The organism is Raoultibacter timonensis, from assembly GCF_900240215.1.
In the GTDB taxonomy this organism is placed as follows: domain Bacteria; phylum Actinomycetota; class Coriobacteriia; order Coriobacteriales; family Eggerthellaceae; genus Raoultibacter; species Raoultibacter timonensis.
Genome location: NZ_LT964679.1, coordinates 1656203 through 1665399 on the forward strand (window position 1 = coordinate 1656203; position 9197 = coordinate 1665399).

The 9197-nt window shown below is 60.4% G+C and carries 9 protein-coding genes; 3 read left to right on the plus strand and 6 right to left on the minus strand.

Annotated features, from left to right (window positions below; genetic code table 11):
* Positions 1–258: 258 nt before the first annotated feature.
* On the plus strand, positions 259–1341 hold the full coding sequence (queA, locus tag C1722_RS07395; RefSeq protein WP_102378662.1) for a tRNA preQ1(34) S-adenosylmethionine ribosyltransferase-isomerase QueA: 1083 nt from the start codon (positions 259–261) through the stop codon (positions 1339–1341).
* 177 nt (positions 1342–1518) lie between these two features.
* Positions 1519–3141 (plus strand): leucine-rich repeat protein, encoded by a 1623-nt coding sequence (locus tag C1722_RS07400; RefSeq protein WP_180995076.1) that lies wholly within the window; start codon positions 1519–1521, stop codon positions 3139–3141.
* 119 nt (positions 3142–3260) lie between these two features.
* Here the strand turns inward: C1722_RS07400 and C1722_RS07405 are convergent, their stop codons facing one another.
* The 6 genes from C1722_RS07405 to C1722_RS07430 all read right to left on the minus strand — a co-directional run bounded on the left by C1722_RS07405 (position 3261) and on the right by C1722_RS07430 (position 8539).
* On the minus strand, positions 3261–3464 hold the full coding sequence (locus C1722_RS07405) for a cold-shock protein (protein WP_102375198.1): 204 nt from the start codon (positions 3462–3464) through the stop codon (positions 3261–3263).
* 566 nt (positions 3465–4030) lie between these two features.
* Positions 4031–4447, minus strand: coding sequence for a hypothetical protein (locus C1722_RS07410; RefSeq protein WP_102378664.1), 417 nt, complete (start codon positions 4445–4447; stop codon positions 4031–4033).
* Positions 4448–4494: 47 nt separating this feature from the next.
* Entirely contained in the window at positions 4495–5565 is a 1071-nt protein-coding gene (gene ruvB / locus C1722_RS07415) for a Holliday junction branch migration DNA helicase RuvB (protein ID WP_102378665.1), read from the minus strand.
* Between the two features lie 45 nt (positions 5566–5610).
* Positions 5611–6198: a Holliday junction branch migration protein RuvA gene (gene ruvA, locus C1722_RS07420; protein WP_102378666.1), complete on the minus strand. Its 588-nt coding sequence runs from the start codon at positions 6196–6198 to the stop codon at positions 5611–5613.
* Positions 6195–6686: a crossover junction endodeoxyribonuclease RuvC gene (ruvC, locus tag C1722_RS07425; protein WP_102378667.1), complete on the minus strand. Its 492-nt coding sequence runs from the start codon at positions 6684–6686 to the stop codon at positions 6195–6197. Before ruvC ends, ruvA begins: the two co-directional genes overlap by 4 nt.
* 248 nt (positions 6687–6934) lie before the next feature.
* Positions 6935–8539: an FAD-dependent oxidoreductase gene (locus C1722_RS07430; protein WP_102378668.1), complete on the minus strand. Its 1605-nt coding sequence runs from the start codon at positions 8537–8539 to the stop codon at positions 6935–6937.
* 189 nt (positions 8540–8728) lie between these two features.
* Here C1722_RS07430 and C1722_RS16935 point away from each other — a divergent pair.
* A partial coding sequence (locus C1722_RS16935) for a hypothetical protein (RefSeq protein WP_180995077.1) occupies positions 8729–9197 on the plus strand: 469 nt, incomplete at its 3' end.

Sequence of the window (9197 nt, forward strand, 5' to 3'; positions counted from 1 at the left end):
GCGCGCAGCCCACGAAGACGAGATCGCAGCGGCCGAAGCGCTTCGGGTCCAAAAGAAGCGCGAGCGGCAGGATTACGCCGCGAAGCAGGAACGCAAGCGGCGCATCCTCAAAGAGATGCGGGGAAAGCAAAGCAACTGAGCCGATCGCGCCAGAAACGCCTATAATGGCAACCCGACGCCCGGCAACCGGGCTCAAAATCCGCACGGCGAACCAGTCCGCGCGACGAACCGCACGCCACCCGAGGAAAGAATGCATCGATGAAGACCAGCGATTTCGATTACACCCTTCCGGAAGAACGCATCGCCCAAGAGCCCGCCGCCGAGCGCGACGGGTGCAAGATGCTCGTGATGAACCGTGCGACAGGATCGCTCGAAGACCGCATATTCCGCGACATCGCCGACTACCTTGAGCCGGGAGACCTGCTCATCGCCAACGAAACGCGTGTAATGCCCGCACGCCTGCTCGGCGCAAAGCGGGGCACCGGGGGTGCCGCCGAAGTGTTTCTGCTGCGGGAATCGTTCGGTCATGGCGAGACCTCGAACACCGCCGCCTACTGGGAAGTGCTGGTGCGTCCGGGCAAACGGTTGAAGCCGGGCGCCGTGGTCGAGTTCACCGACAGCGAAGGCACCGTGGCGCTCACCGCGGAAATCGTCGACTGGGTGGAGGATGCCGAAAAAGGAGAACGGCTCGCACGGCTCGTCACCGAAGCCTACGGCACCCTCGACGAAGCGATGCATGCAGTTGGACATACGCCCCTGCCCCCCTACATCAAAAACTACGCGGGCGACGAAGAGCTCTACCAAACCGTGTTCTCCAATCGTGAGAAATCGGCCGCAGCGCCCACGGCAGGCCTTCATTTCACCCCCGAACTGATCGCCCTGCTCAAAGAGAAGGGCGTCGATTGGGAAACCGTCGAACTCGAAGTGGGTCTCGATACCTTTCGCATCGTCGACGAGGACGACCCCGAACAGCACCGCATCCACACCGAATACTACACCGTGCCCCAGCGCGTCGTCGACGCGGTTCGTCGCACGAAAGAGCACGGCGGGCGCGTCGTAGCGGTGGGCACCACGAGCGTTCGCAGCCTGGAGAGCGCATGGGATGAGGAAGCGGGCGGGCTCAGGGCGCGGGACCGCGAAGCCACCTCGCTCTACATCCTGCCGGGATACAAGTTCCGCGTTGTCGATGCGCTGGTAACGAACTTCCACGTGCCGCGATCGACGCTCATGATGCTCGTGAGCGCATTCTCGACGCGCGAGCACATCATGGCCGCCTACGAGCACGCAATCGAGCAGGAATACCGCCTGCTCTCGTTCGGCGACGCGATGTTCATCGTTTAGCCGATCGCCGCCCGCATCGGATAATCCCAGGAGGGAATTGACGCTTGCCCGAACGGAAACGAAGCCAATAAAACAGAACCGAGCGAAACGGGCATCGGAAGTATAATAGAGAAAGAAGCGATGCGGCGCAAAGAGCATCAAAAGGCCGCCTCCCACCGCCTTCGGAAGGAGATCGGCATGAGGATACCGAGCAAAGCGGCACAAGGGCTGTTGGCCTTCGCGTTTGCCGCAAACCTGATCGGCATCGCACCTGCGCAAGCCTACGGTATCGAGCCACGGGAAACCACACCCGGCAACACGTTCGTAGACGAAGGACTCGAGTACAAGGTGCTGACGAGCGATCCCGAGAAAACCGCCGAACTCGTCGGCTTCGAAAACGATCCGAGCGAAGAGACGACCGTAACCGTACCGGCAACAGCAAGCGACAGCGAAGACGACTACAGTGTGGTAAGCATAGGCGGCGATGCCTTTTTCGAACAAGCGAACGTAACCGGCATCGATTTTTCGAACGCATCGAATCTAATCTCAATCGAGGATAATGCATTCAGGGACTCGGGGCTCACCGGTACGCTCACCCTCCCCCCGAACCTCACGAGCATCGCCTGGGGTGCGTTCATGGACACGGGGCTTTCCGGCTCGCTCACCGTCCCGCAGAGCGTTGCGAACATCGAACCAGGCGCGTTTGCGGGCACGAGCCTCACCGAGCTCGTCTTACCCGAAACGGGATCGCTTGCTATCGGCGCCCACGCGTTTCGGGACACGAAGCTCTCCGGCTCGCTTGCCATCCCCCAAAGCGTTACGAAAATCGGAACGAGTGCGTTTTCCGGCACGCAGATAGATGCGCTTCTGTTCTTGGGCGATTCGCCGCCCACCGGCGCAAAAGGCAGCGCATTCGCCGATACGCCCGACGAGGGCACGGTATACCACCCCGCCGAAGCGGCAGCCAACTACGACCCGGGCATGTTCGGCGCACCCGTGAACGGGTGGACCTTCGTCGGAATCGAATCCTTTATCGCGCCGTCGTTCACAGGGCACCCGCAAGACCGTTCGAGCAAAGAGGGCGGCGAGGTCGTATTCGAAGCCGCTGCCGAGGGGTCGCCCGCACCCTCGCCCAGGTGGCAATTCTCTCAAAACGAGGGAGCAAACTGGGAAGACATCGCGAATGCCACCGACACCAGATTGGTGCTTTCCGACCTGGAAGCCGAGCAAAACAAGACATGGTATCGCTGCGTCGCGTCTAACGGCATCCAGCCCGAAGCCCTCTCCGACTATGCGGTCCTCAGCGTGGATGGAGAAAGGCCCACTGCGACCATAACGCCTGCAGGTACCGGGGTTGCACCAAGCACGGCGAGCCTCGCCATCGAATTCAGCGAGCCCATCGATTCTTCTCGAGGCGGAAAAGTCGTCCTTTCCCCCAACGCGATCGAAGGAAATCCCGATTTCACCGATGCGAGCAAATGGAACCCGGAACGCACCATCCTTACCGTAGCGCTCGGCGAACTTCGTTCCGATGCCACCTACACGGTACAGGTCTCGGGGTTCGTCGATCTCGTCGGCAACGCAATGGTGCCCATCGAAGGCCATACCTTTGTCACCGGAACAATCGAATCGCCTCCCTTCGGCACGAATGATCACGACCAAAACGACAAGCAAAGCGAAGCTGCTCGATCCCTTGCCAAAACCGCAGACGGCTTAGAGGCAGGTGCCCTCGCCCCCCTCATCTCCGCAAGTTTTATCGCGCTTATCCTTTCGGATGCGCTCCTTCGGCGCTCCTGCCGAAAAACAGGATCGAGCGATTGACATCCGCGCTCCCGCGCGAATCCGGCAAGCGCCTCGCCTACGCGAAGGGTTGGGCCCTCATAAAAAACGACCCCGCTTGCGCGGGGTCGTCTCTGGCATATGAAAGACAAACCCGAAAGTTAGGCCTTCGTCACATTGCTCGCCTGGAGCTTGCCATTCTGGCCGGTGGTGACGTCGAACTGCACGGCAGCTCCTTCGTCGAGGGTCTTGAACCCATCCATCTTGATCTCAGAGAAGTGGACGAAGAGATCTTCGCCATCGTTCTGGGAGATGAACCCATAGCCTTTTTCCGGGTTGAACCACTTAACAGTACCTTCCGCCATTGTTTCCTCTTTCCTCTTCCCCATCCTGGGGAAGGTCACTCTTCGTGCTGCATGGCGGCAACACTTGGCCCCCATTGCTGGGGCTTTGTTCCACTTTACACTAAAGTGATGCGGTTGCGCCCCTCATTTATCGGGATTCGCGTTTTTTTACCGCTCCGTAAGGCATTGGGTGGCGTTTTGTAAGGGACGGGGCCGGCAAACGCATGCCGATCGGCCCCTGATCCGAGTTTTGCAGCAGATGACCCAAAGATGGCAGAAAACGAAAGGTTTTCGTCGCAACACGAGCCCGTCTGCAGCAAGGGCAATGCGAGCGCGTCTCTCACCCGGAGCAATGCAGCCACTTGAAGGCAGATGATCCGCTTGGGACTCTTACCCGCTCCGCAACGACGAATTACCTCCGTTTTCTGCCGCGACCGAAGATCGGGATAGCGTTCGGGAACGGCGGCGGGGCCCAGTGACGACTGCGGCATCCCGAAACGAGACCAGAAATACGGCCGTGCCCCGAAATTGCGGTTTTACGAGCAACCCCCACTGTCTCGCGAAACCGAGGTCAACGGGCCGTCTGCCTACTTCAAACCCTTTTGGGTCTCTTCGAAAAACGCATCGAGCTCTTCGGGGGTGATGGCTTCTTCCGACAAGCTGATGCCGCACGATTGCGCGAGCGCAGCCGCCTGCTCGGCCCGAAGAGCAGCCTTCTCGGGTTGATCGGCCTCCCTCAGGTATTCCGCTTCGAGCATGAGGCTGCGGGCAAGGTATTCGACAACCCGTGGATCGGTTCCTGAAACAGCAAGGATGCTCGTCATCGACTCGGGAGCAAGGGACAGAAACACTTCCCCGTCGAGCTCCGTCGCCTCGCCGACCGCCGCTTCAAGCATCTCGGCAGCCGATGCCGGATCGTTCTCGCCGTTCGCTTTGAGCATGCTGCGCCTGATGGCTTCGGCGAACTGGAGGAATATGCGCATCAGATAATCTTGCTGAAACATGGTGTCTTCTTTCGATCGCAGATGGCGGCATGCATGCGCGTCGGCGCTTAGCCTGCCGTAGGTGCCTGGATTCCCAGGTGGTCGTAGGTTCTCTCGGTTGCCTGGCGCCCCCGCGGCGTGCGGATCATCAGACCCTGCTGCAGCAGAAACGGCTCGTATACGTCTTCGAGCGTTTCGGGATCTTCCGAGAGCGCCGATGCGAGCGTGGTGAGCCCGACCGGCCTGCCGGCGAACCGTACGGCCAGAAGCTCGAGGATACGGTTGTCCATGATGTCGAGGCCGAGCGAATCGACCTCGAAGAAGCTCAACGCCTGGGCTGCGACATCTTCGTCGATCGTTCCGTCGCCGCGAACCTGCGCCCAATCGCGAACGCGCTTGAGCAAGCGGTTCGCCAACCGCGGCGTGCCCCTGCTGCGACGGGCGATTTCGAGCGCGCCGTCTTCGTCGATACCGATATCGAGGATCGCCGCCGAACGGCGCACGATGGTGGCCAACTCGTCGGGGGTGTAGTAATCGAGGCGGAACAGCATACCGAAGCGGTCGCGCAAGGGGCCCGTCAGAAGGCCGGTCCGGGTAGTCGCCCCGATGAGGGTGAACTTCGGCAGGTCAAGGCGGATCGAACGCGCTGCAGGCCCTTTGCCCACGACGATATCGAGCACAAAGTCTTCAAGGGCGGGATAGAGCACTTCTTCGACCATGCGGTTCAGGCGATGGATCTCGTCGATGAACAGAACGTCGCCTTCTTCGAGGTTCGTCAGTATCGCCGCAAGGTCGCCCGTGCGCTCGATAGCCGGGCCGCTCGTAGTCCTGATGCTCGCGTTGAGCTCGTTGGCGACAACGGTTGCGAGCGTGGTCTTCCCGAGACCCGGAGGTCCCGAGAACAGGATGTGGTCGACCGCTTCGCCGCGCGCCTTGGCGGCCTCGATGAGAACCGATAAGGAGTCCTTCACCTTTTCTTGGCCCGCATAATCGACCAGCAACTTCGGCCTGAGGCTGCGATCGAGCGCCAGATCGTCCTCGGTGAGATCGGGGGTGACCGTACGCGAAGCGCTGATGGCCCCGTCGGCTTCCGCCGCCGAGAACACCAATCCTTCTATCTCTATTCCTTCGTTACCCATTACCGCCCGTTCTGAAAGCCGTTCGTACCAACGATGTGCACTGCGCTATTCGCCCAAGCGCTTCAATGCGTATTGTAACAGGACGGGCTCGTCCGCATCTTCCGGGGCGCCCTTGAGCGCGATCTCGATTTCGGCGGAGGTGAATCCCATCGACAACAGGGCGTCGGCAACGCCCTGTAATACGCTACCCGCGCCGACCGGAGCCGCGCCCGCAGCCGCTCCGAGCAAATCGGCGTCGAGCGAGCCCTTGAGCTCGAGGATGATGCGCGATGCCGTCTTCTTGCCCACACCGGGAATTTTCGACACGAGCGCGACATCCTGCGAGGTTATGGCGGCAACAAGCTGCTGGGGCGAAAATACCGAGAGGGCCGAAAGCGCCACCTTCGGCCCGACACCCGACACGCTGTTCAAGCGGAGGAACAGGTTCTTCTCCTCGACGGATAGAAAACCGAACAGCGAAATCGCATCCTCGCGCACGTACAGGTGGGTATGGACCTGCACCCGCTCCCCCGTTTCGGGAAGCTTGGCGAGACTGCCTGCCGCCATGCCCACCGCATAGCCGATGCCGCCCACGTCGATGAAGGCCGTATCCTGGGTTTTACCGGCGAGGATTCCGTTGAGAAAGGCGATCATAGCACTCCTTCGTGCGTCGTATAGCAGATGGCCGCCGCCAGCGCATCGGCCGCATGATCGGGATGGGGCACCGATTCGAGCGAAAGCAGCTGCTTGACCATATACTGCACCTGTTCCTTTTCCGCCGACCCCGTCCCGACGACGGCGAGCTTGATCTGCCGGGGCGTAAATTCTCCGACCGGAAGATCTCCCGTTGCGCAGGCGACGAGCGCGGCGCCACGCGCCTGGCTCGTGCCGATGCCCGCCGTAACGTTCTCGCCGAACCAGACCGTCTCGATACCGACGCACTCGGGCCCGAACCGCGCGATCACGGCACCCATCTGATCGTGGATCTTCTTCAGCCGCTGGGCGAGCTCCATGTCCTTCGATGTCGACACGCAGCCGTACGCGAGGCATGCGAGCCTCGTTCCCTGCTGGGATATCACTCCCCAACCCGTATTGGCCAGCCCCGGATCGATCCCGAGAACAACGCGGCGCACCGACGACATACAACCCTTTCCGTATTCCGACCGCCCGATCGGACAAGCCCACGCGGACAGTCGCCGATCGAGATCAGGCAAAATCAACAAACACTTGTTCGGATGATACCACAACCGACAGCTGCAGCAGCATTTCAAATGCAATCATCACGATCGCAGCACGGTTTGAAAACCCGCACGTCCCCAACGCCGAAAACCGCCTGCGAAACCCTGACGAGGCGGGTTTCGCAGGCGGTCGAAAATCCAAAGACAGGCGTCTACGCTATGCCAAGGGCGCTCTGCACGGCGAGGCGACCGAACACCAAGCATTCGGAAAGGTTGCACGAACCCTGGTAGAGATGGGCCCACAACGATCCGAACTCCCCTGCGGAATACAGGTTGGCGATGGGCTCGCCTGCGGTATCGAGAATCTGGGCTTTGGCGTTGCGGCGCGGTCCGCCATCGGTGTTGAGCAGCTCGCAGCAGCACTTCATCGCATAGAACGGCCCGTTGGCAACGGGATTCAGCGTCGACGGCGGACGATGAAACGACAGGTCCTTGCCTCCCTCGCAGTAAGAGTTCCACAGAGCAACCGTCTCCGTCAGCTCGGATTCGGGCACGTCGATGAGCGCAGCCAGCTCTTCGATCGAATCAGCCGACACGGCGAATCCGTCGGCGACGGGATCGCCGGTGCCGTCGGTGTAGGCGTCTTCGGCATGGTCCTGATCGTAGATGAACCACATGACCGAGGGAAGGGGAAGCAGGGGCCACTCCCCGCCGAACTGCTGATGCCCGTGACGGCAGCCGACATCCCCCTCGAGGCTGACGAGCTCGTCGGACTGGGGCCAGCCCGAAACCGCCATGTCGTAGTCCATATAGAATCGGCGCCCGTTGATGCCGACGGTAATGCCGTTTTGCTTGTTGATCTTGCGGTAAGCGCAGTACTTCTCGCCGTCGAGCGAAACGGCGTTCGTCCAGAAGCCGGCGCACGAATGCATATGCCACATATCGGCGCCGATCTTCGCGCAGATGCGATGGCCGTCACCGGTGTTGTTGATGCCCGCTACGGGATGGGCATGCGGCGCCGAAAGGTAGTCTTGGCGCATGACGGTATCGTTTTCGAAGCCGCCGCAGCACATGATGACGCCCTTGTTCGCCTTCGCCTTCATCTCTTTGCCACGCTCGTCGTACACGACTCCGACAACCGCGCCTTCGGCGTCGCACACGAGATCCGTCAACGGAGCCTTCGTCTTTTCGGTAATGACGTCGGCATGGGCTTCGACAACAGACAGGGCGAAGTGCGATATGTGGGTGAAGCTCTTGGATTCCTTCTTGTTGAAGCTCATATAGCGATATGATTCCGAGTTCTCGAGTTCGCCGAACTCGCCCCTCTTCGATCCGTCTTCGTTCGTGAACTTCATGTCCGATTCATCGGCGCCGAGGCCGACAACCCAATCGCGAAGCTCTGCGCTGCGCTGCGCGAACACCTCGAGGATATCGTCGGGCGTGCCCGTGTAGTCGCCGCGCAGCTCTTTGAGGTAGCTTCCGAACGCCTCGGCATCGTCGGTGTAGGTTACGCTGCCCGAAGAGAATTGGCTGTTGCCGCCGCCGGCAGGCTGATCGCTTTTCTCGAGAAGCAGGCAGGTTGCCCCGTCGCCCTCGGTTGCCACCGTTATCGCCGCAGCCAAGCCGGCGAGGCCCGCGCCGACGACGATCACGTCGTACTCCTCGTCCCACGAAACCTCCGACGCCTGCGCGCTCGCATTTCCCTGCGAGGTTCCAGAGCCGCAACCCGCAAGGCCCAAGGCTGCGCCTCCCGCTAAGCCGAGGACACCCAAACCCGTTGCCGCCACGAAGTCTCGCCTCGTTGCCATCTTTCCCATTGATTCCTCCTAATCATCTGTTCCCTCTGTCTCTTCGACGACTCACACGATAGCTCGCAAGAAGCCCGACAAGAACGTCAAAACAGGATCAAAACATCCTGTTTTCGCAGTTGATATGCTTAAAACGGGGCTAGTCTTTTCGGGGTGAGACGGCAATACCACCCATGGCAAGCTCTTACAGAACCATCCTTGTGCGCATGCGCCACATTGCCTACAATTGCTGAACGGGGCAAGCTGATTACGATATGGGGAGCTTTGGTCGAATCCGTTAAACAACGAATCGCATCGTATTTCGAATCGGTGAACGAACAGGCGCCGTTCCTCGGCTATCTCGGAATCGCATTCTGGTCGGCATGGATTCTCTCGACAAGCGGCGTCCAAGACTGGCTGTCGCCGTCATCGGGTGCCGAGTCGACGTTTTCCTCCGCCTACGTAGAAACGCGGGTGGTGCTTATCGCCGCGCTTATCGGCTGCGCCATCCTCGGAAACAAACTCTCGCAGTTGTTCGAGAGCGGAAGAGCCATCCCCGTAACCGCCGCTATGGCGGTTGCCGGGGGCGGGGGGCTTTCAACAACTGTCTCTTTTTCAACACTAAAAGGGTTTAAAGGACAACGGCGCAATCCGACACAACAACATTCAAGGGCGGGTATAAAACTTT

Bases quoted from the DNA above. Each gene is read 5' to 3' on its own strand.
- queA (WP_102378662.1), top strand. From the start codon at position 259: ATGAAGACCAGCGATTTCGATTACACCCTTCCGGAAGAACGCATCGCC.
- C1722_RS07400 (WP_180995076.1), top strand. From the start codon at position 1,519: ATGAGGATACCGAGCAAAGCGGCACAAGGGCTGTTGGCCTTCGCGTTT.
- C1722_RS07405 (WP_102375198.1), bottom strand. From the start codon at position 3,464: ATGGCGGAAGGTACTGTTAAGTGGTTCAACCCGGAAAAAGGCTATGGG.
- C1722_RS07410 (WP_102378664.1), bottom strand. From the start codon at position 4,447: ATGTTTCAGCAAGATTATCTGATGCGCATATTCCTCCAGTTCGCCGAA.
- ruvB (WP_102378665.1), bottom strand. From the start codon at position 5,565: ATGGGTAACGAAGGAATAGAGATAGAAGGATTGGTGTTCTCGGCGGCG.
- ruvA (WP_102378666.1), bottom strand. From the start codon at position 6,198: ATGATCGCCTTTCTCAACGGAATCCTCGCCGGTAAAACCCAGGATACG.
- ruvC (WP_102378667.1), bottom strand. From the start codon at position 6,686: ATGTCGTCGGTGCGCCGCGTTGTTCTCGGGATCGATCCGGGGCTGGCC.
- C1722_RS07430 (WP_102378668.1), bottom strand. From the start codon at position 8,539: ATGGGAAAGATGGCAACGAGGCGAGACTTCGTGGCGGCAACGGGTTTG.